Source organism: Loigolactobacillus binensis (assembly GCF_005405165.1).
Lineage (GTDB): Bacteria > Bacillota > Bacilli > Lactobacillales > Lactobacillaceae > Loigolactobacillus > Loigolactobacillus binensis.
The window spans coordinates 1-25,151 of the sequence record NZ_BJDN01000010.1 but is presented as its reverse complement, the minus strand read 5'-3'; the positions used below and the strand labels follow the sequence as shown (position 1 = coordinate 25,151).

Here is a 25,151-nt window from a genome sequence, read left to right as displayed (position 1 = left end):
CAAAATGACCACTGGAATTAATTCCAGTGGTCATTTTTTATGGCACTTATTTATCGTAAACCGTTAAATCCAGATCTAATAATTGTTTATTGGATACTTTACTAGGGGCATCCGTCAAAGGATCACCCGCCTTAGAGTTCTTCGGAAAGGCGATCACTTCCCGAATATTATCCTTACCTGCTAATAACATTGCAAAACGGTCTAACCCGATAGCTAAGCCGCCATGCGGTGGGAAACCGTAAGTCAAAGCATCCAGTAGGAAACCAAACCGTTCCTGCGCTTTTTCTGGTGAAATGCCTAAAGCTTTTAACATCTTTTCTTGGAGATCACGATCATGGATACGAATCGAACCGCCACCAAGCTCGTAGCCATTCAAGACGATATCGTAGCTTTGTGCATGTGCCTTATGGGGATCTTCACCATCATTTAAGTAATGGATGTCTTCTTCATTAGGCATCGTGAACGGATGGTGCGCTGCCGTCCAACGTTGGATACCTTCATCGTATTCAAATAATGGCCAGTCAACTACCCAGATAAAGGCAAATTTACTTTCGTCGATCAAATTCAGTTCTTTGGCAAAGAATTTACGCAAATAGCCGAGTGTATCAGCGACAATCTTACGCGTATCAGCAGCAAATAATAATAAATCACCGGTCTTAGCGCCTAAGCGTTTACTAATAACAGCTTCTTGGCCCTTAAAGAATTTAGCAATTGGGCCGGTAAAACCATCGTCAGTTAGCTTTAGCCAAGCTAATCCCTTAGCGCCAAAACGTTTAACGTAATCCTGAATTTTGTCAATATCTTTGCGGGAATACTTGTCGGCAGCACCTGGAACACAAATGCCTTTAACCTGACCACCAGCAGCAATAGCGCCACTGAAGACCTTAAACTCAGTTTCCTGCATCAAATCAGATAGATCAGTTAATTCCAAGCCAAAACGAATATCCGGCTTATCAGAGCCAAAACGAGCCATGGCTTCATTCCAAGTGATCCGTGGAATCGGTGTTGTTAATTCGATCCCTTTTGTAGCCTTCATAACGGCCTTCAATAAGCCTTCCGTTAATTCCTGGATCTCTTCTGCACTAAGGAAACTAGTTTCCATATCGATCTGGGTAAACTCTGGTTGGCGATCACCACGCAGGTCTTCATCACGGAAGCAACGTGCGATTTGGTAATAACGATCTAGCCCGGCGCCCATCAATAATTGCTTAAACAATTGTGGTGACTGCGGTAACGCGTAAAAATGACCTGGATAAACCCGTGATGGTACCAAGTAGTCACGCGCTCCTTCCGGCGTTGACTTTGTTAGATCAGGTGTTTCTACATCGATAAAGCCGGTTTCGTCCAAATAACGATGCGCCGCTTGAGTGATCTTATTGCGAATCAATAAGCCTTGCAACATTTCCGGCCGGCGCAGGTCCAAATACCGATATTTCATTCGTAAATCAGCAGAAACGTTAATGTTATCTTCGATATAAAATGGTGGCGTTTTTGCTTTATTTAAAACAGTAACGTCATGGATCTCAACTTCGACTTTACCGGTTTTCATATTCGAATTGATCGCGTCGGCAGCCCGCTTAGTGACTTTACCTTTGGCTGCAATCACGTATTCAGACCGAACTTTGTCGGCAACTGCCCACGCATCATGCCCAAATTCTTGGCTGAAAACTAACTGTACGATGCCTTCCCGGTCACGTAAATCGATAAAGATCAAGTTACCTAAATTGCGTCGTTTTTGAACCCAGCCCATTAAAGTCACTTCTTGACCGACATACTTTTCATCAATTAACCCTGCATAAGTTGTGCGTTTATCCACGTTTTTCTCCCCTTATTTGTGCGATCACCGTGGCAAAATCCTGTTCGATCTCAGCCAGTGGCACCGTAATTTCATTACCTGTTGCCATATTTTTCAAATGCGCCGTTTTAGCCGCCAATTCACTTTCACCAATCGTGACTACCACTTCCGCATTCAAGCGGTTAGCCATTTTAAATTGTGCCTTTGGTTTCCGCGCTAGATAATCGTGTTCAGCAGTAAAGCCGGCATTACGAATAGCCTGGGTCACTTGGACCACCGCGGCCTGGGTCTCTTCGCCGATACCGACCACATAAGCCGCTAAATCAGCCGTATTCGGCACCTCGATCCCGTCAGCCGCCATCACTAGTAGCATTCGCTCCAGGCCTAAACCAAAGCCAAAACCAGGAGTAGCTGGCCCACCGATTTCTTCAACCAGACCATTATAGCGGCCACCAGCGCAAACTGTCATATACTGTCCGCCAAAAGCTTTTGAGTTGGACATGATCTCAAAAATCGTGTGGTTGTAATAATCCAATCCACGAACCATGGTGGCATCCACTTCATAGGCAATACCCAGGTTATCTAACAGCGCTTTAACCGTTGTAAAGTGCGCCGTCGACTCTTCATCCAGAAAATCTAAAATTGACGGTGCATCAGCAACAATTGCCTGATCTTTTTTATCTTTACTGTCGAGGACACGCAATGGATTTTTGTGTAAGCGAACCTGTGAATCCTGACTGAGTTCGGCAAAATGCGGTTCCAAGAAGTCGATCAATGCTTGCCGGTACGCCTGACGTGAAGCCAGATCACCTAAAGTATTGATCACTAATTTTAGACCACCGATACCGATTTTTTTAAATAAGCCTAACGCCATAGCAATCGTTTCAACATCAACTGTTGGACTAGGACTGCCTAACGCTTCAACCCCGATTTGATGGAATTCACGCATCCGCCCAGATTGAGGCCGTTCATACCGGAACATTGGCCCCATATAATAAACTTTGACAGGTTTAGGATGCTCCGGACCAAATAATTTGTTTTCAACATAAGCACGGACAATTCCGGCCGTTCCTTCTGGCCGTAAAACGATGTGGCGTTTGCCTTTGTCGTAAAAGTCGTACATTTCCTTAGTCACAATATCCGAAGTATCCCCAACTGAACGGGAAAACACATCAAAACTTTCAAAAATTGGCGTCCGGATCTCTTTAAATTGGTAATGACTGAAAACCTGACGTGCCGTTTGTTCAACGTATTGCCATTTTTCGGTATCACCAGGTAAAATATCCGCAGTCCCTTTTGGTCGTTGATAAACCATACTAAACTCCCTTTCTTTGGCGCACGTACAATAAAATTAACTAAAAAGCGCCCCTGTCTTCGACAAGGGCGCATTGATTGCACGGTACCACCTTAATAATTACTCGACCGTCATTTAAAATTATAAATTAGATCACTTATCAGATAACGCTGTTCGCGAAAGCACCAGGCTTTACCTCAAAAGTGTCATGTTGCAGGTGTGTTTACGCTAGTTCCAGCCTAGCTAGCGCTCTCTAAAAAACAATCTACCTACAAGCTTACTTTGTCTTCGGTCATATTAAGTTCACAATTACGTTACCGAAAATAAGGTTAAAAGTCAAGTCAGCCTGGCGAAAAGTACTGTTTCCCACCCAAGGATTTGCTATAATTAAAGTAATTAATTTTTTGAAGGTGAAGAGTTGCGTCACACAACTAAACAAATCATTAGCGCTGTCCTGCTACTAAGTCTCATTTTTAGTGGTAGCTGGCTCAGTGTGCCGGCCACGGCTTATGCGCATCAAGAAACGATTACCGTTACTGCCAATACCGTTAACGTCCGTATGGGTCCTGGCTTAGCGTACGATACCATGGCCCAGTTAAAAAAAGGCGATAAGATAACCGTGATTACTCAAAAAAACAGCTGGTATCAAGTCCGGCTGGCCAGTGATAAAATTGGCTGGGTGGCGAGCTGGTTACTAAAAAATACTGAAATCAGTTCGGCAACTAATGTTAAGGGTACCATCAATACTGCTAACGTCGCTGCTAAAGAAAATCCGGCTGACGACAGCGATACCTTAGGCACCCTCCAGGAAAATGCGGCAGTAACAGTAGTTTATGAGCAAGCTGGCTGGAGTCAGATCCTATTTAAACAATCAGTAGCTTGGATCAAAACGGCCTACATCACTGAACAAAAAAACAAAGATAACACACAAAAATCCACACAACAATTAACTGTCGATCAAAGTATTAAAAGCATGACAGTCCATGAAGCCAACGCCAAGTTGCGAGCGACCCCCGCACTTGGAGGTCGTATTGCGGCAACGCTAACTCGTAAAACCCAACTTACTTATTTGGCAACCGCCGGCGATTGGTATAAGGTCCAAACTCAGGCGGGTAAAACTGGCTACGTCGCTAACTGGGCGGTGACCCCCTCGACTTCAAATAAGCCAGTAACCACTAACGCTAGCGACTTAGCGGAGGCCACCATTGTCTTAGATCCTGGCCACGGTGGCCGTGATTCCGGCGCTTTGTCCCAGAAAAAGACTTACGAAAAAACGTACACCTTGCAGATCGTCAAAAAAATTGCGGCTAAATTGCGGCAGGCCGGTGCCCGTGTCGTGCTAACCCGGAAAAAAGATAAATATGTGGGCTTAGCACCGCGACCTGCTCTGGCCAAAAAAGTCCACGCCGACGCGTTTATCAGTATTCACCTTGATTCTAGCCCTAAGGATAATCAGGCCAGCGGCACGACAACTTACTATTATGGTAAAAGCAAGGACAAACCCCTAGCCAAAGCCTTAAATCAGCAATTCAATAATTTGACTTTAGACAATCGTGGCGTTGAATTCGGTAATTTCTTAGTTCTGCGGGATAATAAGCAGCCTGCTGTTTTGCTGGAAATGGGTTATATCAATGACCGTCACGACTATAAACGAATTCGTTCCAGTTATTATCAAACTAAAGTTGCCGATGATATTTACACAGGCTTAAAACAATATTTCAAGTAATTACGTAGCACAAAAATACCCGCTTACTGAACAAAATTGATTCAGTAAGCGGGTATTTGATTACAATAAAAAAAACCGCCCAGCAACAATTCTGCCGTAGCGGTGCGGTAATGATCAAAAAACCAGTGCCAAGCCCATAATCGCAGCTAACCCAACCACCACCGTGACTAACATTGATTTGGTTTTAGCTGCCACAACAAAAACTAAAATAGTTGAAAAAATTTCGGTTAAATTTTTTGTATTATAAGTATATTGTGCAGTGACAAAAACATCTTTGGCGATCAAAGCGGTAAATAATGCCACAGGAATGTACTTCATCCACTCATCAAACCATTTGGGAATCTTACGTTTTGAAAAATATAATAAGGGAATGACCCGCGGGATAAAGGCAACTACCGCCGCCAATACAATCAAAATGAGATAATCAAGGTTACTCATGGTCGTCGGTCGTCTCCTTTGGTAATTCTTTAAAACTTTCATGTCGGCGGCGCAAACGTAATGAGCGCAACAGTAACGGATTGGATCTACCTTCTAAACGATGTTCCAACATGAAACCAACAAACGATGCTACTAACGTCGCGATTACCAGCCCCATCGTACTGCGCATCATAATGATCAGCCAAACGGACAACACAGCAGATAGCCCCGCCACAATGATCGAAAGTAAATTTTTCACCTGCATGACCAGCATATAACCAAACAATGCCGTTAAAGTAAAATTAACTAGATTAACATCAAAATGAATTAAGTTTCCGATCGTTGACCCGACCATGTTACTGATCGTCCAAAACAATAAAGAAAAATGATTGACCATCACAGCCTGGTGTCCATTCCACTTCTTATCAGTAGCAAACTTTAAATAATTGATCGCATAATTTTCATCGTTCATTGAACTGGAGAAATAAATCAAAAAAGGTAAAGGTTCCTTTTTTAAAAACGGCGATAAACTGGCGGACAATAAAGCATAGCGCATCTCCAAAAAAAGTAACATCAACAAAACTTGCAGCATCGGGGCGTGAATTGCCAACATCGATGCGATCAAAAATTGTGCCCCACCAGAAAACACCATAATTGATAACAAGCCCGCAAACAAAATATTAAAACCTGCTGAATGTAACAAAATCCCGCAGGCCAATCCGATTGGCACGTAACTTATACAAAGTGGTAAGGCAATTTTAAATACGTTAAACCAATTTTTGTCCTCTACTTTCAAAAGTAAGCCTCCAAATCTAGCAAACAAACCTAAGCGATTATACCATAATGGACTGGTAAATTTATAGTCCTCTTTTAATCGCGCGCTTGAAAATAGGGAATGATCTCTGGCAAAGTTGTGATCACAATGTCGGCTGTTGGTGCACTATGAAATTGATCAACATCAAAGAAACAGCCTTTAATACCCGCATTTTGTCCAGCAACAACATCTAATGGCCGATCACCGATCATCACCGTCGTAGCTGGATTCAATTGATGCTTAGTAACTAAATAATTGATTGCTTCTGGATCTGGTTTCCGTTTAAAATTCTGCTCGCTGGTTACATATTCACTAAATAGCGGTGTAAAACCACCGGCAGCCAAAAATCGTTCTGAACCCCGATCACGATGGGTCATTAAGAAGTTTTGCCCGCCGTTGGCAATAATGGCCTGACAAGTGGTTAATGCCGCAGTAAAAGGCTGCGGATCCTGTTGTGTTTGCCGTTCGATTTCGTGATAGCGTTTTGAAAGCACTGCAGGCTCGATCGCTAAGGTTTGGCCAAACTGTGCAATAGCAGTTTTAACTGAATCTTCCTTAATTAGGCGGTATAAACTTTGCCGGTCAACTTTCAGGCCATATTCAGTTACTAATTGCTGTAATGCCTGCATAATTCCTGAATATGTATCATAAAGTGTGCCATCAAAGTCCCAAATTGCCGCTTGTAGCATATAATAATCCCTTACTTTCTATCTGCTGATTTAATCATTTGAGCGAAATCGCCTGATCGTAATGTTGTGAAATATCTACTTGTTCTCAGTATCAAACAAAATGGTGACCGGACCGTCGTTGACTAATGTTACCGCCATATCCGCACCAAACTTACCGGTAGCCACTTCAACGCCAGCTGCCTGTAGTTTTTGATTAAACCAATCATAATACTCGGCCGCCTTAGCTGGCTGACCTGCAGTAGCAAAACCCGGTCGATTGCCTTTACTTGTATCCGCGTAAAGTGTAAATTGAGAAACCGATAAAATCTGGCCTTGGACTGCCGCTAATGCTAAATTCATTTTACCTTGTTCATCTTCAAAAATTCGCAGCTTAGTAATTTTTCGAACTAAATAATCAAGATCAGCTTCAGTGTCTGAATCTCGGACAGCGACTAACAATAAATAACCACGCTGTATGGCCCCAACTACTTGCTGATCGATTGCTACACTAGCTTTTTTAACACGCTGCAAAACCACCCGCATTTTAGGATCCTCCCATTTAGTTGATAGTCCCCGCCTAACTCACTCGTTTGAGCGCTTAACACTATAGACATCAGGAATATTCTTGATACTATCGATCAAGCGAGTTAGATGGGCCAAGTTAGTGATCGCCACCGTGACGTGAACCGTCGCCATATTATCGTGATCAACCTTACCGCTAACCGAAGTCAAATTCTTAGTCTGTGCATTCAACGTTTGTAAAACATCATTTAACAAACCAGAACGATTGTAACCGTAAACCTCCAGATTAGCATCATAGGTTGTGCCTTTAGCCGCTGCATCTTCCCATTCAACTTCGATCAGTCGATTGGCTGTATCAACTGCATTTTGAACATTGGGACAATCGGCACGGTGAATTGAGACACCGCGGCCTTTGGTGACATAACCGACGATGGGATCGCCAGGAACCGGGTTACAACATTTGCTTAGGTGAACCAACAAGTTGTCAACGCCTTGGATCACAACGCCGCCCTCGTGCTTAATTTTAAGCTTCTCTGATGGCTCTTTTGTCTTAGCCTTAGTTTTACCCTTAACGGTGGTTGTATCGGCTAAAACCGTCTGTGCTTGCTTTTCTTGGGCAGCTTTTTCACGCTGATGCCGCGCTCTTTCAGTTAGCCGGTTACTAACGACCAACGGCGATAACTCACCGTAACCGACCCCGGCCAATAATTCATCCGTGTTACTGAAATTAAACCGGCTAGTGACTTGCCCTAGAACCTCTTTATTTAAATAGTCCTTAGGCAAAAAGCCCATTTCAGTCAGCTGCTTTTCAAGCATATCCCGACCTTTTTCAATATTTTCGGAACGATCGGCCTGTTTGAAAAACCGTTTGATTTTATTGCGGGCCTTACTAGTGCTTACTAAATTGATCCAGTCACGACTGGGTGAAGAATTTGGTGAAGTTAAAATATCAACAATATCGCCATTTTTCAATTGATAATTTAACGGCACGATTTTACCATTGACTTTGGCGCCCACTGTTTTATTACCGACTTCAGTGTGAATGGTATAAGCAAAATCCAGTGGCCCTGATCCTTGGGATAATTCATAAACATCGCCTTTAGGTGTAAAAACGTAAACGCGATCTGAGAAAATATCACCTTTGACACTTTCCATGAAATCGGCAGCATCGGAGGTTTCGTTGCCTAATTCCAGAATTTCACGGAACATATCAATTTTTTTACCGTTAGAATCATACTTGACCTCATCCCGTTTGCCTTCTTTGTAGGCCCAATGTGCAGCCACCCCGAATTCAGCAACCTGATGCATTTCCTCAGTACGAATTTGAATTTCCAGCGGTTGGCCTTTAGGACCGATCACTGTCGTATGCAATGACTGATACATATTGGCCTTAGGCATCGCAATATAATCCTTAAAGCGCCCAGGCATCGGTTTCCATTTAGTATGGATCGCGCCTAAAACGGCATAACAATCCTTGATCGTATCCACGATCACCCGAATGGCCAGCAGATCATAAATCTCTTCAAATTGTTTATGCTTATCCCGCATTTTCTTATAAATCGAATAAATATGCTTAGGCCGACCATAAATTTCGTACTTAATATTAAAATCAGTCATCGAGGCCTTGATCTGTTTAATCGCCTCGTCAATATAAGCTTGGCGTTGCGTTCGTTTAGAATTCATTAAATGGACGATTCGATAATATTGCTGCGGATTTAAATAGCGCAATGCCGTATCTTCTAATTCCCATTTAAATTGACTGATCCCTAAGCGATCGGCTAATGGCGCATAAATTTCCAAAGTTTCATTGGCGATCCGCCGTTGCTTCTCCGGTCGTAGATGTTTCAAAGTGCGCATATTATGCAACCGATCAGCTAACTTGACCATGACGACACGGAGGTCTTTAGCCATCGCCAAGATCATTTTACGATGATTCTCGGCCAAGGCATCTTTATGGGCCACATATTTGATCTTACTCAATTTAGTAACACCATCGACAATCACAGCTACATCCTGACCGAATAATTCTTGAATGTCACCTAAAGTGATATTCGTATCTTCAACCACATCGTGCAAGAAACCTGACGCCACAGTTGCCGGATCCATTTTCAGCTCTGCCAAAATCGCCGCGACCTGAATTGGATGAATGATATAGGGTTCACCAGATTGACGCGATTGTTCTTTATGAACGTAAGTCGCAAAATCAAGCGCTCTTTTCACAAACGCAACATGCTCATCATTCATATAAGTTTTAACTAACGCAATACTTTCGTTAGCTGTATAAACTTTATCCTCAGCCATAAACCCCACATCCTCATATTCATTTTGATACAAAAACAGCACGGTAGCTATCAAGCATGCGTGCCTAAAATCATGATTAATTAGCGTGCCGATAGTTTACCGTACGCACTTAATCGTCTTGATCATAATACCGCTAGTACTGTATCTGATTATAACACGGCTAGCATGATCCACAGTTAACAGACTCAATACAAATTATACCTAAGGGCGACTATTTTGCAACCGCCAGCGCTGCTTTGCGCAAACTGTATGCCAAGTAACTTAAAAACAGGTAGATACCGGCAAACCAATAACCATATTTACCGTACATTAAATAAACAATAATAGCAAAAATACCAGGGAAGATCACTAGCCACCAACCGGCTAAATGCCGATTAGCTAAGAAAATACCAACAGCGATGGCAGCCAACATATTAACAATAATAAAAAGAACGGCGATCCGTGTGACCTTGGCCACCGCTAACCAATGGAAGCTTAGCGGTAACAACCAAGTCACGATAAAACTAAATAAAATCAATTGCGCCATAGGATGTTGCATAAATTGTTTGATTTTTGTCAAAATTAAACCTCCGTGTCTTAAACTTATCAACGTAATTCCCACAACGTTGACAATGCACTTAATAAATATAAAGGTGCCGTTTCTGCCCGTAAAATTCGGGGACCTAATCCAACAGCAACAAAATTAGCGGCCTGTAATTGGGCAACTTCTGCTGGCGCCAACCCACCTTCTGGGCCAAATACCGCCACTAATTTTTGCTGTGCCTGTACTTGTTGTGCTGTCGCCACTAAAGCCGCTGTTTCACCTTGTTTAGCCGATTCTTCATACGCCACAATGCCATAGTCCTTGACTACTTTAGTCAAAGCGGCCAGTCCGGAAATAATCGTTACACTGGGAATCAAATTACGGTGCGCCTGGCGGGCCGCTTCCAAAGCAATTTTACGCAGGCGGACTAATTTCTTATCCTGCCGTTGTGGCTCCCACTTGGCGATTCCGTATTGGCTAGCAAAAAAGATAAATCCACTGGCACCAAGTTCGGTCCCTTTTTGAACGATCCAATCGGCCTTATCTTTTTTGGCAATGCTGCAGGCAATGACCACTTGACTAGGCAGTTCTGTGTTAGTTAACAGCGTTGTGCCTAAACGTACCGCAACTTTTGTTGGGGTCAAGTTTTCGATTGTACCGTAATAAGCTTGGTGTGCCGCCGTTACCACTTCGATCTGATCGGCCACCTGCGCGCGCATTACTCGTTGAATATGATGCGCAGAGGTCCCGGTTATTTCCACCTGTTCACCAGCCGCCGCCGTTTGGTCAATAAAATAACGTTGCATGCTTAGTCCTCCTGTTGCTGGGCGATGATCCCATACCAATCACCTTCATTAAGAACCTGAACGATGGTTAGATCTGCCGCGATAAGTGCCTGCTTAACACTAGCTACTTTAGCCGCAATAATACCTGACAAAATCAAATAACCGTTTGCCTTTAATAAAGGCTGAGCTTGGGGGATCAACGGTAAAATGATCTCTGCTAAAATATTGGCCACGATGATATCTGCGGATTGCGTGATCCCAGTCAATAAATTATTGGCCTTAACCGGCACCTGTGCAGCAACTGGATTTAAGGCCAGGTTGCTAGCCGCCGCCTTTACCGCCACTTCATCAAGATCATAGGCAAAAACCGAACCGGCACCTAATTGTTTCGCCGCAATACTCAGTACACCAGAACCAGTGCCCACATCCAGCAAAGTTTCACCACCCCGAATCGTAGTTTCTAATGCTTGTAACGCTAATTTGGTGGTGGGATGAGTTCCAGTACCAAATGACATCCCTGGATCTAAAATAATCAATTGCTCACCAACCTGTTGTGGTCGATATTTTTCCCAACTAGGGACTACCGTTAAGTAACGACTGACTCGTACAGGATGATAATACTTTTTCCAGGCGGTTGCCCAAGCGCCTTCATTAACCAACGCAGTGGTCACTTGATTAGCACCAATTGCCAAACCAAATTCCGGTAATTGATTAACACGTTGCTTGATCAGTGGTAAAATTTCCGGCACAAAAATTGTTTCTGGATAATAAGCAGAAATTTCTGCACCTGCTTGAATATGCGCATGTTTCGTGGGGTCAAAGATCTCACCATACGGGCCCAATGACTGTGGCTTAAAATCAGCTGCATCATTGATCTGTACGCCGGTTGCACCAGCCTCCATTAAGATATTAGCTACGGCTTCGACGGCCTCGGTGGTCGTGGTTACTTTTACCTCTGTCCATTCCATTAAATTAACCGCCTTTCTGATTAAATTATCGTTTTAATAACGGGGATAAGCCAAATATTCAACCAAATGGGCTGGCTGTGCAGCAATTCGTTGCTGAAAAACAGCGGGCTGCCAATGTAAACCAAATGTTGTGACCGTATCTTCGTTTAAGAAGTCCATTAAATCGCTGAGACCATCGGCTAACAAATCAGGTAAATAGCTGAACAACCCGTCAAGTGTTTGCCGTGTTAGTCCACGCTTGCCATCAAATGGGATCAGGGCCAAATAATCGGCCGCTACGGTTGCCGGATCCAAGCGGGTCGCGTCGTAAAACAAAATTTGATCTTGAAAATCGATTTTATTCTGTGCATTGACTTTACCGTCAGCGTCAGCTATTGTTTGGCCAATTTGATTTTGCGCCGTTAAATTCAATATTAATTCAAACACGTGCTCCCGTTTATCCCAATTAAGTTCTAACTGCCCGTCGCCTGTATAATCTGCCACTTGTGTCGCTAAATAATCTAATAAAGTTATTTTCATGATTGCCACCCATAATTTTCTAAATTCAGCGCGCGCTTTGGTATTTTGGACACAAACGGATTGTGGGCCACATAGAAACGCAATGGTGCGGCCTGCCACTTCCCCTGGACACCAATACCGATTCGGGAAGCAGCCTCAATTTTCAATGGCCGTTTGCCTGCGGTTAAGTTTAAAGTCAGCGCACTATCCGTATAGTTCTGTAAATTCAAGCTAAGATCCTGAATCCCCAAAGCTGCCATCAATTTACCAGGACCATTGGTTAATTCAAAATCCGTTCGTGCATGCGGCCGATGTTGCCGCATGATTGCTTGACCTAAATGAGGTTGCAAGCCACGAATCAAGATCCCCTGGGGCACTCCTTGTGGTTGTGTGCTGACGTTCAATAGGTATTGTCCATAAATGGTGTAGATATAGATCGTCCCGCCGGCCTGGTAGAGCGCCTCATTTTTAGGTGAACGGTGCCCAGCAAAAGCATGTGCAGCCCGATCAAGTTCACCTAAATAAGCTTCTGTTTCCACAATATAACCAGAAAGTACCCCGGCAGGACTATGATAAAACAACTGCTTACCTAATAATTGGCGGGCTAAAGTGGTCGTATCACCTTGTTCAAAATAATCCTGTAGCATACTGAGCATCTGCTTTCCGTTATCACCAATTTAGTTATAACACGAAAAACTCGCCAGTTTAACCGACGAGTTTTTACAACCTTATTCAGCCTGTTTACCCCAAAGCATAATGTCTAAGGAACCATCTGCATAATTAAAGTATTCAATACCAAGTTCCTGGCTTGATTGATTGACTACATCGTAATATTGCTTAGTGTCTAAACTACCAGGATGGATCACACGTGCATACAAATACTTCGCCATCTCATGTTGCATTGGCTTTTCAATGGCCTTCGGTGCACTAAAAATAAAAGTTGTATACAGCATTTCCTTAGTCGTATAGTCAAAGCTAACCTTTTTGATCGGTAAGCCACCGAAATTAGGTTCCTTCTTTAGATCATCAACGAAGGTATGCACCTGTTCTGCAGTAAATTTTTTTGTATAAAATAAAACGTGCCAAAGCTGTTCAATTGCCACATTGATCCCCTCTACTTCACAATTAAGGTTAAGTTGGTTAGCTTAAACCCGCTAATCAACTTTCTGATGTTACGGACGATGACCATTCAACTTTCAGCAAAAGGCGCTGAGTTGAAACATGGCTCTACTTCACAATTAAGGTTAAGTTAGCTAGCTTAAATCCGCTAGCCAACTTTCTGATGTTACGGACGATGACCATTCAACTTTCAGCAAAAGGCGCTGAGTTGAAACATGGCTCTACTTCACAATTAAAGTTAAGTTAGCTAGCTTAAATCCGCTAGCCAACTTTCTGATGTTACGGACGATGACCATTCAACTTTCAGCAAAAGGCGCTGAGTTATCATCTATTTCTTAGGTTTTACTGACATCAATTTTTTGCTGTTTCAATTATGCCATATTCGTTATGATGATACCAGTCTTTTACCATGATAGCCTTGTTGGATCAACATTCATGGTTATTCACATTAAGAATTTGGGCCACTAATTCCAGATGATGCATCAACAACCATTGCTTAACTTTACCTAAACCAGGAAAATGCGCTTGCTGAATACTAGTCTGCAAAGCAGCCAAGCCCAGAGTTAATGGCACTTCTGGATGTAACTTTAGCCAAGCCACTAGCTGGGTGCCTGCACTAAAATATTTGGCCTTAGGCTGTTTAAAATCACTAAAATCAGTCGAAATAAAATGATGTAACCACAACTGCCGTGACCGCGGCACAGTAAGTGTTAATTTTATAAAAGGAACCGGATATCCTTTATCACTATAACCAGCCCCGACCGTCACAAAATCGCTAAAACCAGTTGCAGTCGCGAACCACGGCTGATCACTGAAAAAAGTTTGTGGTTGTAATAAATAATCGGCACCATCCCATCCTTGTGGTGTTGGATCAGTCAATGTAACTTGATAGTTCAGTTGCCGCCGCAGTCGATGACTGGGGCCAACAATAACTAGCTGCTGTGATTGTGGCTCTGGAAAGACAGTCAACACATCAGGATGCGTAAAAAGTAAAACGTCAGCGGCTAAATAGTCGGCTAATGAGGTTGCCTTAGTGACCAATAACGCATGTTTAAAATACGGACTAGCTTGCCATTGAGTTAACGGATAGCGCTGCTGCCGATGTTGCTGATAGGTACCGACTTGCGGATTACTGATGATAATCAGTGGTCGCCCAGCTGTTATAAAGGTTGCCACGCAATCGGCTAAATAATGCGAATCCCGTACTGGTTCAATAATGGGTATCACTGCCAAAGACAATTTGTCGGCTTTTTGGAGTGCCAAAAGTGCCTGTAATTCAAACTGTTTGCCCCGCAAATAAGGATAATAGATTCGCATCAATCGGCAACCATATTAGCTTGATGAATTTGCTGCAGTAATTACTGATAATCCGCCTCAGTGGCCGCCAACTCGGCTTTCAACTGATCAACAGCATCACTACGCACCTCTTTAATGAATTGCTCGTAATAGTTGGTTCGTAGCTGACTAGGATCATAATGATGACCGCGTTTACGTAGTTCAGCATACAGGCGTTCCGTTGAATACGCCGCTAGGCCAAGCTTGGCCTGCTTAAATTTATCGGCTTCCCGTGCTAACGCCAACATAAAATGAGTCATTAAAACCGCCGCAGTGGTTTGTAGATCTTGGCGGCGGGCCGCCTTAGCGACAGTTAAATAACCCGGTACAGCAACAGCTGATTCGCGTTTGTAGGAATGGTAAACTAGCACGCCAATATGTGCCGGGATTTCCCGGGCTACTTGCGCATATAATGCTGCAGTTAAAACAAAATAGTTGTAATGACCAACAAAAGAAAGTCGCGCATTTGAATGAAAATCGGCCTTAGAAATCTTTAACTCATAACACCGCCATTCCGGTTGCTGATCAGCATCATTTCGCAGAGCCAAGGTATCAACGATGCCCAGGTCATCCGGCAAGGCTACTTCTTCAACTGCTGAGAATCCTTTCTCGCGACAATATGCATATAGTGTCTGCTCCAACGCTAAAGTTTGTTTTGTTTTCACGATCTAGATCCCTTCCTTAATAATTTAACAACTCTGTCGCTTTAGTCACTGTCAGCTGTTCAGCCGTGACCCCTGTGACCACAACTTCATCCCCTAGCGTCAATGGCGCGGTCCCAACAAAATGATAAAAAATTCCGAAGAAACTAATAGTTCCAGCAATATTAGTTTGATCGATAATAAAATGGCGGCCAATTAAACGTGCATCTAAAGATTGAGCCATCTTCAAAACTCCTCCGAAAATTATTTGCTATTTATTGTAGCATTTTTTAATTCCTGGACAAACCAAATTTCTAGATCATAACTAAATTTTAGCAACTACCTGCAGCATTAAGCTGACTTGTTTGCGCAAATTTGTGGTATCATCCCTGTAAGCGTATACAAAGGAGAGGTGATCTTTATGAGCACGATCGTTCGATATAATGAAAAGGATATTCGCGCAGCTAATCCACTTTTTTCGCAAATCAGAACGACTATTGAATCCGCTTTTTACGGTAACAATATGTTGGCCGTCAACGACGTTGCAACTGCCTACAAGCTTGCTAAGATAGCTCCTGAAACCACTGTAACTGATCTGCCAATCAGTCACGCTGCTGAATTAGGATTACCCGCGGATGCAGTGATGCTGGTCAATAATCACGGCCGCGTAATTGGGCGCACTGCAGCCGCTCGTCGGCGAATCGGAGATCCCGATGTCGACGATGTAAAAATGGCCGGTCTTTTACGAGATGCTATTTTTGCAGGGACCCAGCAACAATTCTACAAAACACAGGTCGTGGTTGGTCTAGATGAAGATTTTATGATTGGCGCGCACCTTGCTGTTCCTAAAGGTTACGAAAACAATCTGCTTTCTTACCTGTTAAATTTCCAGCCGTTAAACCAAGCTTATCAGACCCGTTATCGACAGTCTAAACCCTATCCAGAAGGCGACATTTTCATTTACGCTGACCCTAGTTTTCATCATCCCGAATTTCCTGATGGCCTGGCCTTATTTGATGCTAAACATAATGTTGCCGCTATTTTAGGCATGCGCTATTTTGGTGAATTAAAAAAAGCAACTTTATCTTTGGCTTGGGCGACTGCCCACCGCCATGGTTATGTCGCGTGTCATGGCGGCGAAAAGGCTTTTCATTTTGCTAATCGTCCCGATCAAGTTTTCGCTATGTTTGGTCTTTCCGGCTCCGGTAAATCGACTTTAACGCACGCCAAACACGGCGGACGCTTTAAAACCACGGTATTACACGATGATGCTTTTATTATTTCCCGAACCGACGGCAGTTCCGTCGCGTTAGAACCCGCTTATTTCGACAAAACCAACGACTATCCTTCCGGAACTGAAGAAACTAAGTATTTCATGACCTTAATGAACGTCGGTGTCACGTTAAATCAGACCGGCAAAAAAGTACTAGTTACTGAAGACCTGCGTAACGGCAATGGCCGCACGGTCAAATCACGTTATGCTTCAGCTAATCGTGTAGATAAAGAAGCGGCGCCGATCGACGCTATTTTCTGGATCATGAAGGACGATAGCCTGCCACCAGTGATTCAAATTACAGATCCAACTTTAGCCGCCACCTTTGGGGCAACGCTAGCGACAAAACGCTCTTCCGCCGAAAACTTGGTTGGCACAGTAGATCGAAATGCTTTAGTTATTGAGCCGTTTGCTGACCCATTTCGGGCCTACCCATTAGCCGAAGATTATGCCGATTTCAAAGGCTTGTTCGCCGAACGGCAGGTTGCTTGCTATATTCTAAATACTGGTTTTTACAACGGTAAAAAAATATCCAAAGAAGTGACTTTAAGTATTTTGGAAGCTATTGTCGAACAAAAAATCACTTGGCAGGCTTTTGGTTCGTTAGCTCACCTAAATTATGCACCCCTGGCTGAATTTCCAGTTGATTTTAGCGATCCTACGTACCAAACACTATTGACCACAAGACTTCAAATTCGATTAGATTGGATCACACACTACGAAAAAACACATCCGCAGGCTCCCTTACCCGCTGAAATCAGTCAAAGTTTGACCAATAAAAGAACTATCATTCTTTATTTAGAATTAAAAAAGAACTGTTAATATTAATTAATTTTAAATATCTATTTACAAGTATTATAAAAAGAATATTTAATCTATTAAATTAATTTTACTTTTGTTGTGAATACAAAAAGGCTAACAACAATTGCAGTTGCTAGCCTTTAGTTTACATAATTTTAATTATGTTAATTATCCTGTACAGTTAATTTACTAGGATCGCCCATTTTATAGCCTGATTTCTTGGTTAATTTAAAGGTTTTCTTTAACCCGTTACTGATATAGACTTTCTTATCCTTAGTCACAAAAACAGCTTGAATATTTTTCTTATGCTTACCGTTGATATAAGCCAAACCAGCCTTAACGCCCTTATTAAAGGCCGCATTAGATAATGCATCACCATCAACCGACTTCGGTGAAATGATCGTTACCCCAGCCAAATTGTTTTCGTAGGGATAGCCCGTTTTACGGTTAAATAAGTAGATATAAGTGTGGCCATTGGCCTTCAAGTATTTCTCGTAAATACCGGCCGTCACCACGGATAAATTTTTTGCTGGCAATGTTCCTAGAGCCGTTCCTCGAGCTGCATACGGATCCTGTACACCGACCTTCCAAGGTTTGTTTTTACCATCAGGCGATGACCCCATTACTACCACATTACCGCCTAAATCAATGATCGCGGTGTTAACGCCATTTTGCCGGAAAACTTGACGTACTTGATCAGCAATATAGCCTTTAGCGATTCCCCCAAAATCGAGCCGCATTCCTTTTTTTGTTAAGTAAACAGTACGCTTAGCCGCATCTAATTTAACATCGTGATAATCCACCAACGGTAGCGCCCGATCAATTTCTGACTGCGCTGGCACCCGGGCGCCTGGCAAACCGATCTTCCATAAATTAGTGATCGCGCCGATCGACATATCAAACGCGCCATTGGAATTCTTACTATAGTACATGGCCTTTTCCATTAACGGCCACATATCTTTGCTGACCTTAACCGGTTTAATGCCAGCATTCGCATTGATTTTGTCTAATTCAGAATGCGCCTTCGTCAAGGTTGCTTGTTTTTCTGTTCGTTTGATCCGATCAAACCCTTTTTGCAGCACCTTTTTCTTGCCTTTATTATAAATCGACAGCGTACAAATCGTACCCAGCATAAATTCACTGCGTTTGTACGGCTCAGAAATAACCGGTGCTGTCGTTTTTTTAGCCGAACAGGCAGTTAATACCAGTGGTAAAAGCAGTAAAACTACTGCCAAAATAAGTGGTTGTCGTTTTCGTAACATCATTAGTGACTCCTTTATCCATTTGCTTGATCCTTACCCAGTTTAGCGAAATGAGAACGCTATTACAATAAGCTAAGTAGTAATTTTCAAAATTTGCCGTTTCTTTTCAACGGTAAATCCTTTACAATGATGACGGAAACTAATTGTGAGGTGTTTGGTATTGAAAGCGGCAAAAATTTTAAGTCAAATTGAAAAAGCAAAACAGCAACATACTTTAATAGAGGTTTACGTCAAAAAAGAAAACGGCGAATTTGAGGTCGGCTATCCGCTGATCAGTGATCATCGCTGGTTGATTTTAGCTACCTTAAATAATCAAGGTCAGTTTGCTGGTTATACCTTATTTGCGCTTAAGCGAATCAAGCGCGTTCACAGTAAAACAACTTACCTACAAATTCTCGACCATTATCAAGCCTATTTAAAGGAGCAGCAACAGTACGATCCCTTTAAACTTAGCGCTAAAAGTCCTTTGATCGCAAAATGGGCTAAACACCCATTACCGGATTTATTTGCGTTACTGACTAAGCAACGTGCTTATATTACTTTAGCCGGCCGCTTTGATATTGCACCCGTCAATCAGATCGTCACCGCCACCGCCCATCATTTTACTTGTCTGCCATTTGATCCATTAACCTACCAACATGGTGAACCCGTTATTCTTGCCTACAAAGACATTTCCTTCTTACAATTTGGCGATAGTGCTGCCCTACTTTATCAGCAAATTAGTAAAAAATTAAACGAAAATAGTTAAAAAACGCTGGGCATAATTGAACTAAATTATGCACCAGCGCTTTTTTATGAACCGCTAAATTAAAGACTGGCCCAAATTACAGAACTAGTTTTCGCAAAGCGTATTTACTAAACCATTTAACCAAACCTACTCCTAATAAAATTGACCAAGAAATCAGGGATAAAATAAGTAAATTAGTGAAGCTGCTAGGCTGTTTAAATTTTAAAATAAGCGTATTGTGCCCAATTCTTTGAGGAACAACAGGAGCACCAATATTAGTTTCATCATATTCGGCCGTTGTCAGTGGTCGCCCATTAAGCTCAAGCTTAGATTCTTTATACACGATCAATGGAACCTGGCGATAATCTTGGCGATCGGCTTCCCAGGTCAAACGCAGCCGACCACCAGCAAGAACTTGATGATTAAACTTTCTGTGAGTATCAATTATTTGCTTTTCATACTCATCCGAGCGTTTAAAACTTAGCCGCTTAAATTCGGTTGGAATTGGCAAATAATCCGGATGACGCTTTTCCACCAAAGTCAATAACTGACCAGGGTGTTTAGCATGCAGTGAACTACGAATCTGATTAGGTGTATCCGCCAAAACGGTCACCCCAGTCCAGCTGTCAAGCACATCAACCGAATGATAGGTTTCTGCCTTAAGTGCCATACCGAGCATATTAGGTGCTAAGCACAAAATAACTGCCACCAACGCACCAATTTGATAGTACAGCGGCTTGCCACGCCGATTTAAATATAACTGCGTTGCACTAATCGCAACACCGCAAAATAACAACGGATAGGCAATAATCGTAAAGCGCACTGGAAACTGTAATGTGCTTTGCAAAAAAGGAAACAGACGCTGTAAAGTCACCCACGGGAATAGATCAGAAGCAATAAATAAAATTAATCCGCCAAGTACCGTCACAATACGGTTAACACTGGTCACTTTCTTACTGATCAGTACATAAATTATTTGTGCTGCAAATAGCACTAAACAAACCGCCCCTAATTGATTGCGTTGCCCTAAAATCATTGAAAATTGTAACGCGTTATGCTCTAGGTCAAATTTTGCCGGTTCGGCGATCCGATTATTAGCAAAGATCGTCAGGAAACTTCCCCAAATATTAGCAGTTAACAAAATAGTTAGTAGCGCCGCTAAAACCGTTTTAAAAACCATATTCAACTTATTTTGTGTCTGCCACAACCCAATCACAAAAAACGGCAGTAAAACCAATGTAAAAATAATCGTACTTAAAATATGGATCTCAATGATCACCGCCATGATCAGTGCTAATGGTATTATTTTAACCGGCCGCTGATGATCACTGATCATCCTGACTGCGCAGAGCAACATAAATGGTGCTAACGCGGCTCCCCACGCATTTAAGTTTTGTGATAAGCCCCATCTAGGTAGCCAACCAACATTCATAAATAACAGGGCTGCCACCAAGGCAATTCGCTTTGTTGCCTGCATTTGACTTGCTAACCGATACATACCAATACCGCCAATAGTATAAACTAGCAACGTGGAGATAATTTGAAAATGATACCAGCTCCGAACCAAAATCAGTAAAACACCACTTAAATAAGCAAAATATGGTCCGTACAGGGCATTAATGATGCGCCCGCTTTGTTGAAAACCATAATTCGTTTGAAAATAACTAAAATTAAAGTGTTGGATTTGCTTTGCCGCATCATAAATTCGATTAAAATGGAAAATCGCATCCGACCCCACGATCGTACTGTGCAGTATGACTTGCGGTGCCACAAGTAGCACCGCCATGCCCATGATCAATAAATACGGTAACACCCGCCACCAACGGATCCTTTTAAACATAATATCAAACCCCACTTATACTATTTCATTAAAAAGCGCCTTCCAACGCGATTTTAACTATACTACATTATTCATAGGGTTATGATCATATTTAGTATTTTTAAATCTATTTTATAACAATATTTACTTCTACTTGGCAACTTAAAAAAACAAAATCAGAGGTCATGACCTGAATAGCAACGGTCACAACCTCTGATTAATTTTGGTTAAATATGATAGAAAATAACTTAAACTTTTTTAACTTGCTGTGGTAAGACTTTACGCGAAAGCCACGGCAACAACTTCTCGTAAGCTACTAAGAAGACGATGCTGACCAATACTCCCTTAAGTAAATTAAATGGAACAACCGTTGTCGCCACTAAATTCAGGATTGTCGCGTTGATCTGAATACCAGAAAACTTCATGTACATCGGCAATAATACTAGCACATTAGCAATACTCATAAAAATGGTCATTGAAATCGTCCCGGTGATGAAGCCACCTAACATGTTGCCCCGACTAACTTTCAAAGTGGTACGATCACGCTTGAAGAAATAGTAAACTGGTAAGGTGAAGCACATCGTCGCTAGGAAATAAGCCACATCACCGATCAAACCAGGGATACCCTGCCCTTTAGTAATAAAGTCGAGCAAGCCTGTGATCAAAGTTGTAAAAGCTCCTGCAGCCGGACCATAAAGGAACATACTAATAAAGATCGGTAAATTACTAAAATCCAGTTTTAAAAACGGTGAAGTTGGTAAGATTGGAAATTGAAAAAACATTAATAAATACGAAATCGCCGCTAACATCGCGATCATAACTAACTTTCTGACGCCCATTTTTGCCATGATAAATCCTCCTAAAAGGATTCAACTCTAGGTAATTGGTTTCTCTTACACAAATAAAAACGCCACCAAAATGTCTTTTTCAAGCACTTCAATGGCGTTAGTCTTATTTTATTGCGCAAAATAAGCCTATCTTCTTTTATCTAGACTTTAACTATCGGTATCGGTATTACACCGATTCGGCCACCAATATTGGTGGGTCGTGGACTATAACCACCGGTCGGGAATCTCACCCTGCCCTGAAGACGAACCTTTATTAATTTTTAACAACTACAGCTTAGCATGAAAGCGTCATGATTACAACCACTTTGTTACCCTTTTTAATTTAAGAACAAACAAATAGCCGTTTTAACTAGCAGTAATCGATTTGATAAACACTGATTACACCAATATTTAGTCTGTTTACTGTTATTTATAGCGTTTTCAGTTACAATGAAGGTAAGTTTCAATCACCCTGATCTATATAAAAAGGAAGTGTGCCAGCGATGAACGAAATTGTTTTCTTCAATCCAGGCGACGCAATTGCCAGCGGCTACGATTTCAATGAGGCCCTGCGTAGTGCCGAAATTTTTCACCGTGACCAAAAACAACATGAATTGATGATCGTCAAAGAAGTCGATGGCGAAACCTACGCAATTTTCAACGCTGTTGACGCCAAAACCGCTGATTCAGCTGCTAGCGGCTACCACGTCTCCAAACGGTTACCTAAGTAATACCCAACCAGGACTGTGCCTGTATAAGGCATAGTCCTTCATTTTAACAAAGCCTGCATGTCGCTTGGCATTGGGCAAGTGAAGTGCATAACCTGTTGTGTAAACGGATCGTAAAAATTTAATTCATAAGCATGCAGGGCCTGGCGTTGAATGCCTTGGTCTAAGGGTCCCCCGTACAATTGATCGCCTAATAGTGGGTGTCCTTGGGCAGTGAAATGTACGCGAATTTGGTGCGTTCGTCCCGTGTATAACTTAACTTTGACCAAGGTTGCTGTCGCCAACTTGCTGACCTGCCAATACTCGGTTTTGGCTGCTTTTCCATTGGCCATGACTTGCCGCCGGATTGCCTCGCCTTGACGGCCAATTGGTTGAGTCAAAAAACCGTGTTTAGCGGTTAAATGCCCTGCGACAATAGCATAATAACGTTTATCTAAGCTATGATCCATCAATTGTCGGGCAATCAAACTGTGCGCAAAACGGTGACGCGCCAGTAAAACGAGACCACTAGTAAAACGATCTAGCCGCGTTACTACATGGGGAACAGTATCAGGACTATTTTGCTGCTGTAACCACCCTAATATCCGATTTAGCAAAGTATCAGTTTGGTTCGTCGGTCCGGGAATACTAGCCAACCCGGTCGGTTTATTAACTACTAACCAATTATTATCTGCATAAATCACCTGGATCGGTTGTGTACTAACGGTCAATCGCTGATCACTTTTTTCTGGTGGTAACTGAATCGTAATCTGATCACCAGGATGAACCCGTACCCCGGTCGAGGCAGCTAATTGGTTGTTGATCAGAATCTTTCCCTGGCCGGTGACTTGCTTAAATAAGCGTCCGCTGATACCATGCTGCTGTAGGAAATAACGTACTTTTTCTTCATTATCATCGGTTTTACGCCAACTAAATTCCATTGATTTTTGCTCCTAGTTTTATCATTTAGTAACTTAATTATACCTAAAATTCATAACAACGCCTATAATTCGCTTAAATTAGAATTAAGCCTATTAATCACCGCAAATTTTAAGTATAATAGATTCAATTTATAACAAAGGTGAGTGAGTTAAATGGCAAATGAATTTCCACAAGTAGTGACAATTGCTGGATCCGATAGCGATGGCAGTGCTGGAATGCAAGCAGATCTATATACCTTTTTTGCACGCAAAGTTCATGGTGCTGCGGTGATGACAACGGCGGTTGCTGGTAATTCCTACGGCATCCACGCTAGTATTTCTTTACCAACTGATTTTATCGATCAAGAATTCGCTGATCTTGCAGATGATTATAAAATCCTGGCAGCAAAAACTGGGATGTTGGCTGATAGTACATTGATCAAAAACGTTGTCAAAAACTACCAGAAATATGATTTTGGCCCCTTAGTCGTTGATCCTGTTATCATGACTAAACACGGTGCTCAATTATTGGAGGAAAGCGCTTTTGCAACCTTACGGGAAGAATTAGTGCCTTTAGCAACAGTGATCACGCCGAATTTCTTTGAAGCTGAAAAATTTGCGGAAATGAAAATTCAATCAGCGGCCGATATGGAAACTGCGGCCCATAAATTACAGGCGTTAGGTGCTAAAAATGTAGTGGTCAAAGGTCAACATCAAGACGACACTCAAAAAGAAGTTCGCGACTTTGTTCTCTTGGAATCAGGTAAATCTTTCTGGTTAAGTGAGCCTTACGTTAAAACTGAGCGGGTCAATGGTACTGGTGATTCCCTTTCCGCTTGTATCGCTGCGGAAATCGCCAAAGGAATTGATATTGAAACCGCAATTCGCACTGCTAAAAAGTTTGTTCATGTGGCAATTGCTAACGAAATTCAGGTTGGTCATAAGTTTGGGCCAATCAATCATTGGGCCTACCAAGACTAATTCGTTCAGAAGCTTGCATCCCCGAAAATTATCTGCTATGATTGCTTTCGATAAAGTACATAATTAGTTAATTTTCGGATAAAGCGAGGTTTTCATCATGTGCCGTAAGTTCTGGCGTAACGTTATTATCAGCGCAATTCTGTTCATTTTCGTTTTGCCGTTATTAGAGATTTCCTGGCAAATTGCCCTGTTTAAAGTTATTTTCACCAGTTTGGCTGGTTTGATCCTTGTGACTAGCATCTTCTATTTTGAAGATCGCGCTGGTATGTTAACTGACCAACCCAAAAAAGAGTAAGTATTTGGCTATTACGCCAAACACTTACTCTTTTGGCTCTCTGTCAAATCCTGTTGATAGTCAATTTTACAGTGTTAGAAGTTACTTAACTTCTAATGCTGTTTTTTTACTTGGTTTGGTCCGCATTTGTTGC

The 25,151-nt window shown here is 42.3% G+C and carries 26 protein-coding genes and 1 riboswitch; of the genes, 6 read left to right on the top strand and 20 right to left on the bottom strand.

All coding sequences use genetic code 11. From position 1 onward, the window contains the following. Positions 1-46: 46 nt before the first annotated feature. Entirely contained in the window at positions 47-1,816 is a 1,770-nt protein-coding gene (gene aspS, locus FFM78_RS06195; RefSeq protein ID WP_137637579.1) for an aspartate--tRNA ligase, read from the bottom strand. Beyond that, positions 1,809-3,110, bottom strand: a complete 1,302-nt coding sequence (gene hisS, locus FFM78_RS06190) for a histidine--tRNA ligase (protein ID WP_137637578.1) — start codon at positions 3,108-3,110, stop codon at positions 1,809-1,811. The genes aspS and hisS overlap by 8 nt, the downstream gene beginning before the upstream one ends. A gap of 397 nt (positions 3,111-3,507) precedes the next feature. On the opposite strand from hisS, the gene FFM78_RS06185 reads away from it, so the two are divergent. Next, positions 3,508-4,815 carry an N-acetylmuramoyl-L-alanine amidase family protein gene (locus FFM78_RS06185; RefSeq protein ID WP_171001851.1) on the top strand — a complete coding sequence of 436 codons (1,308 nt, stop codon included), beginning with the start codon at positions 3,508-3,510 and terminating at the stop codon, positions 4,813-4,815. A gap of 114 nt (positions 4,816-4,929) precedes the next feature. Here FFM78_RS06185 and FFM78_RS06180 read toward each other — a convergent pair whose 3' ends face one another. The 14 genes from FFM78_RS06180 to FFM78_RS06115 all read right to left on the bottom strand — a co-directional run bounded on the left by FFM78_RS06180 (position 4,930) and on the right by FFM78_RS06115 (position 15,650). After that, the gene (locus tag FFM78_RS06180; RefSeq protein WP_137637577.1) at positions 4,930-5,253 is read right to left on the bottom strand and encodes an AzlD domain-containing protein; all 324 of its coding nucleotides are present in this window, start codon (positions 5,251-5,253) and stop codon (positions 4,930-4,932) included. Then, entirely contained in the window at positions 5,246-6,028 is a 783-nt protein-coding gene (locus FFM78_RS06175; protein ID WP_137637576.1) for an AzlC family ABC transporter permease, read from the bottom strand. Before FFM78_RS06175 ends, FFM78_RS06180 begins: the two co-directional genes overlap by 8 nt. Before the next feature lie 74 nt (positions 6,029-6,102). Beyond that, positions 6,103-6,735, bottom strand: coding sequence for an HAD-IA family hydrolase (locus tag FFM78_RS06170; RefSeq protein WP_137637575.1), 633 nt, complete (start codon positions 6,733-6,735; stop codon positions 6,103-6,105). Positions 6,736-6,810: 75 nt separating this feature from the next. Beyond that, on the bottom strand, positions 6,811-7,257 hold the full coding sequence (gene dtd, locus FFM78_RS06165; RefSeq protein WP_137637574.1) for a D-aminoacyl-tRNA deacylase: 447 nt from the start codon (positions 7,255-7,257) through the stop codon (positions 6,811-6,813). Between the two features lie 39 nt (positions 7,258-7,296). Then, positions 7,297-9,537 (bottom strand): RelA/SpoT family protein, encoded by a 2,241-nt coding sequence (locus FFM78_RS06160; protein WP_137637573.1) that lies wholly within the window; start codon positions 9,535-9,537, stop codon positions 7,297-7,299. A gap of 211 nt (positions 9,538-9,748) precedes the next feature. Next, entirely contained in the window at positions 9,749-10,096 is a 348-nt protein-coding gene (locus FFM78_RS06155) for a hypothetical protein (RefSeq protein ID WP_137637572.1), read from the bottom strand. 26 nt (positions 10,097-10,122) lie between these two features. After that, positions 10,123-10,866: a 16S rRNA (uracil(1498)-N(3))-methyltransferase gene (locus FFM78_RS06150; protein WP_137637571.1), complete on the bottom strand. Its 744-nt coding sequence runs from the start codon at positions 10,864-10,866 to the stop codon at positions 10,123-10,125. A gap of 2 nt (positions 10,867-10,868) precedes the next feature. Next, positions 10,869-11,813 carry a 50S ribosomal protein L11 methyltransferase gene (prmA, locus tag FFM78_RS06145; RefSeq protein ID WP_137637570.1) on the bottom strand — a complete coding sequence of 315 codons (945 nt, stop codon included), beginning with the start codon at positions 11,811-11,813 and terminating at the stop codon, positions 10,869-10,871. Positions 11,814-11,846: 33 nt separating this feature from the next. Then, a complete protein-coding gene (locus tag FFM78_RS06140; protein WP_137637569.1) occupies positions 11,847-12,332 on the bottom strand; it encodes a DUF3013 family protein in 486 nt (161 codons plus the stop codon). Next, positions 12,329-12,958, bottom strand: a complete 630-nt coding sequence (locus FFM78_RS06135) for a DNA-3-methyladenine glycosylase (RefSeq protein WP_306438922.1) — start codon at positions 12,956-12,958, stop codon at positions 12,329-12,331. Before FFM78_RS06135 ends, FFM78_RS06140 begins: the two co-directional genes overlap by 4 nt. An 81-nt stretch (positions 12,959-13,039) precedes the next feature. Next, positions 13,040-13,414, bottom strand: coding sequence for a hypothetical protein (locus FFM78_RS06130; RefSeq protein WP_137637567.1), 375 nt, complete (start codon positions 13,412-13,414; stop codon positions 13,040-13,042). 442 nt (positions 13,415-13,856) lie between these two features. Beyond that, complete coding sequence (locus tag FFM78_RS06125; RefSeq protein ID WP_137637566.1) at positions 13,857-14,747, bottom strand: sce7725 family protein; 891 nt, start codon at positions 14,745-14,747, stop codon at positions 13,857-13,859. 41 nt (positions 14,748-14,788) lie between these two features. Beyond that, positions 14,789-15,430: a hypothetical protein gene (locus FFM78_RS06120; protein WP_137637565.1), complete on the bottom strand. Its 642-nt coding sequence runs from the start codon at positions 15,428-15,430 to the stop codon at positions 14,789-14,791. A 16-nt stretch (positions 15,431-15,446) separates the two neighbouring features. Further along, a complete protein-coding gene (locus tag FFM78_RS06115) occupies positions 15,447-15,650 on the bottom strand; it encodes a hypothetical protein (protein WP_137637564.1) in 204 nt (67 codons plus the stop codon). Positions 15,651-15,827: 177 nt separating this feature from the next. On the opposite strand from FFM78_RS06115, the gene FFM78_RS06110 reads away from it, so the two are divergent. Beyond that, complete coding sequence (locus FFM78_RS06110) at positions 15,828-17,501, top strand: phosphoenolpyruvate carboxykinase (ATP) (protein ID WP_137637563.1); 1,674 nt, start codon at positions 15,828-15,830, stop codon at positions 17,499-17,501. 143 nt (positions 17,502-17,644) lie between these two features. Here FFM78_RS06110 and FFM78_RS06105 read toward each other — a convergent pair whose 3' ends face one another. Then, a complete protein-coding gene (locus tag FFM78_RS06105) occupies positions 17,645-18,742 on the bottom strand; it encodes an FAD:protein FMN transferase (RefSeq protein WP_137637562.1) in 1,098 nt (365 codons plus the stop codon). A 160-nt stretch (positions 18,743-18,902) separates the two neighbouring features. Between FFM78_RS06105 and FFM78_RS06100 the strand changes: the two genes are divergently transcribed. Continuing rightward, positions 18,903-19,490: a hypothetical protein gene (locus FFM78_RS06100; protein WP_137637561.1), complete on the top strand. Its 588-nt coding sequence runs from the start codon at positions 18,903-18,905 to the stop codon at positions 19,488-19,490. 76 nt (positions 19,491-19,566) lie between these two features. Here FFM78_RS06100 and FFM78_RS06095 read toward each other — a convergent pair whose 3' ends face one another. Both FFM78_RS06095 and FFM78_RS06090 read right to left on the bottom strand, forming a co-directional pair. Further along, the gene (locus FFM78_RS06095) at positions 19,567-21,309 is read right to left on the bottom strand and encodes a putative glycosyltransferase family protein (protein WP_137637560.1); all 1,743 of its coding nucleotides are present in this window, start codon (positions 21,307-21,309) and stop codon (positions 19,567-19,569) included. 227 nt (positions 21,310-21,536) lie between these two features. Continuing rightward, on the bottom strand, positions 21,537-22,136 hold the full coding sequence (locus FFM78_RS06090) for an ECF transporter S component (RefSeq protein WP_137637559.1): 600 nt from the start codon (positions 22,134-22,136) through the stop codon (positions 21,537-21,539). Between the two features lie 124 nt (positions 22,137-22,260). Continuing rightward, positions 22,261-22,384, bottom strand: a riboswitch (FMN riboswitch). 234 nt (positions 22,385-22,618) lie between these two features. Between FFM78_RS06090 and FFM78_RS06085 the strand changes: the two genes are divergently transcribed. Further along, a complete protein-coding gene (locus FFM78_RS06085; RefSeq protein ID WP_137637558.1) occupies positions 22,619-22,846 on the top strand; it encodes a hypothetical protein in 228 nt (75 codons plus the stop codon). A gap of 38 nt (positions 22,847-22,884) precedes the next feature. Here FFM78_RS06085 and FFM78_RS06080 read toward each other — a convergent pair whose 3' ends face one another. Then, complete coding sequence (locus tag FFM78_RS06080; RefSeq protein WP_137637557.1) at positions 22,885-23,763, bottom strand: RluA family pseudouridine synthase; 879 nt, start codon at positions 23,761-23,763, stop codon at positions 22,885-22,887. Positions 23,764-23,916: 153 nt separating this feature from the next. Between FFM78_RS06080 and thiD the strand changes: the two genes are divergently transcribed. Together thiD and FFM78_RS06070 are read left to right on the top strand one after the other, a co-directional pair. Continuing rightward, complete coding sequence (gene thiD, locus FFM78_RS06075; RefSeq protein ID WP_137637556.1) at positions 23,917-24,723, top strand: bifunctional hydroxymethylpyrimidine kinase/phosphomethylpyrimidine kinase; 807 nt, start codon at positions 23,917-23,919, stop codon at positions 24,721-24,723. A 97-nt stretch (positions 24,724-24,820) separates the two neighbouring features. After that, positions 24,821-25,018: a hypothetical protein gene (locus tag FFM78_RS06070; RefSeq protein WP_137637555.1), complete on the top strand. Its 198-nt coding sequence runs from the start codon at positions 24,821-24,823 to the stop codon at positions 25,016-25,018. The last annotated feature ends 133 nt before the right edge of the window (positions 25,019-25,151 follow it).

What these genes read in the sequence shown, in the direction of transcription:
- FFM78_RS06150 (WP_137637571.1), bottom strand. Translation starts at nt 10,866, where the DNA reads ATGCAACGTTATTTTATTGACCAAACGGCGGCGGCTGGTGAACAGGTG.
- FFM78_RS06160 (WP_137637573.1), bottom strand. Translation starts at nt 9,537, where the DNA reads ATGGCTGAGGATAAAGTTTATACAGCTAACGAAAGTATTGCGTTAGTT.
- thiD (WP_137637556.1), top strand. Translation starts at nt 23,917, where the DNA reads ATGGCAAATGAATTTCCACAAGTAGTGACAATTGCTGGATCCGATAGC.
- FFM78_RS06070 (WP_137637555.1), top strand. Translation starts at nt 24,821, where the DNA reads ATGTGCCGTAAGTTCTGGCGTAACGTTATTATCAGCGCAATTCTGTTC.
- FFM78_RS06125 (WP_137637566.1), bottom strand. Translation starts at nt 14,747, where the DNA reads ATGCGAATCTATTATCCTTATTTGCGGGGCAAACAGTTTGAATTACAG.
- dtd (WP_137637574.1), bottom strand. Translation starts at nt 7,257, where the DNA reads ATGCGGGTGGTTTTGCAGCGTGTTAAAAAAGCTAGTGTAGCAATCGAT.
- FFM78_RS06170 (WP_137637575.1), bottom strand. Translation starts at nt 6,735, where the DNA reads ATGCTACAAGCGGCAATTTGGGACTTTGATGGCACACTTTATGATACA.
- FFM78_RS06140 (WP_137637569.1), bottom strand. Translation starts at nt 12,332, where the DNA reads ATGAAAATAACTTTATTAGATTATTTAGCGACACAAGTGGCAGATTAT.
- FFM78_RS06090 (WP_137637559.1), bottom strand. Translation starts at nt 22,136, where the DNA reads ATGGCAAAAATGGGCGTCAGAAAGTTAGTTATGATCGCGATGTTAGCG.
- FFM78_RS06110 (WP_137637563.1), top strand. Translation starts at nt 15,828, where the DNA reads ATGAGCACGATCGTTCGATATAATGAAAAGGATATTCGCGCAGCTAAT.
- FFM78_RS06105 (WP_137637562.1), bottom strand. Translation starts at nt 18,742, where the DNA reads ATGTTACGAAAACGACAACCACTTATTTTGGCAGTAGTTTTACTGCTT.
- FFM78_RS06095 (WP_137637560.1), bottom strand. Translation starts at nt 21,309, where the DNA reads ATGTTTAAAAGGATCCGTTGGTGGCGGGTGTTACCGTATTTATTGATC.
- hisS (WP_137637578.1), bottom strand. Translation starts at nt 3,110, where the DNA reads ATGGTTTATCAACGACCAAAAGGGACTGCGGATATTTTACCTGGTGAT.
- FFM78_RS06085 (WP_137637558.1), top strand. Translation starts at nt 22,619, where the DNA reads ATGAACGAAATTGTTTTCTTCAATCCAGGCGACGCAATTGCCAGCGGC.
- FFM78_RS06135 (WP_306438922.1), bottom strand. Translation starts at nt 12,958, where the DNA reads ATGCTACAGGATTATTTTGAACAAGGTGATACGACCACTTTAGCCCGC.
- FFM78_RS06180 (WP_137637577.1), bottom strand. Translation starts at nt 5,253, where the DNA reads ATGAGTAACCTTGATTATCTCATTTTGATTGTATTGGCGGCGGTAGTT.
- prmA (WP_137637570.1), bottom strand. Translation starts at nt 11,813, where the DNA reads ATGGAATGGACAGAGGTAAAAGTAACCACGACCACCGAGGCCGTCGAA.
- FFM78_RS06080 (WP_137637557.1), bottom strand. Translation starts at nt 23,763, where the DNA reads ATGGAATTTAGTTGGCGTAAAACCGATGATAATGAAGAAAAAGTACGT.
- FFM78_RS06115 (WP_137637564.1), bottom strand. Translation starts at nt 15,650, where the DNA reads ATGGCTCAATCTTTAGATGCACGTTTAATTGGCCGCCATTTTATTATC.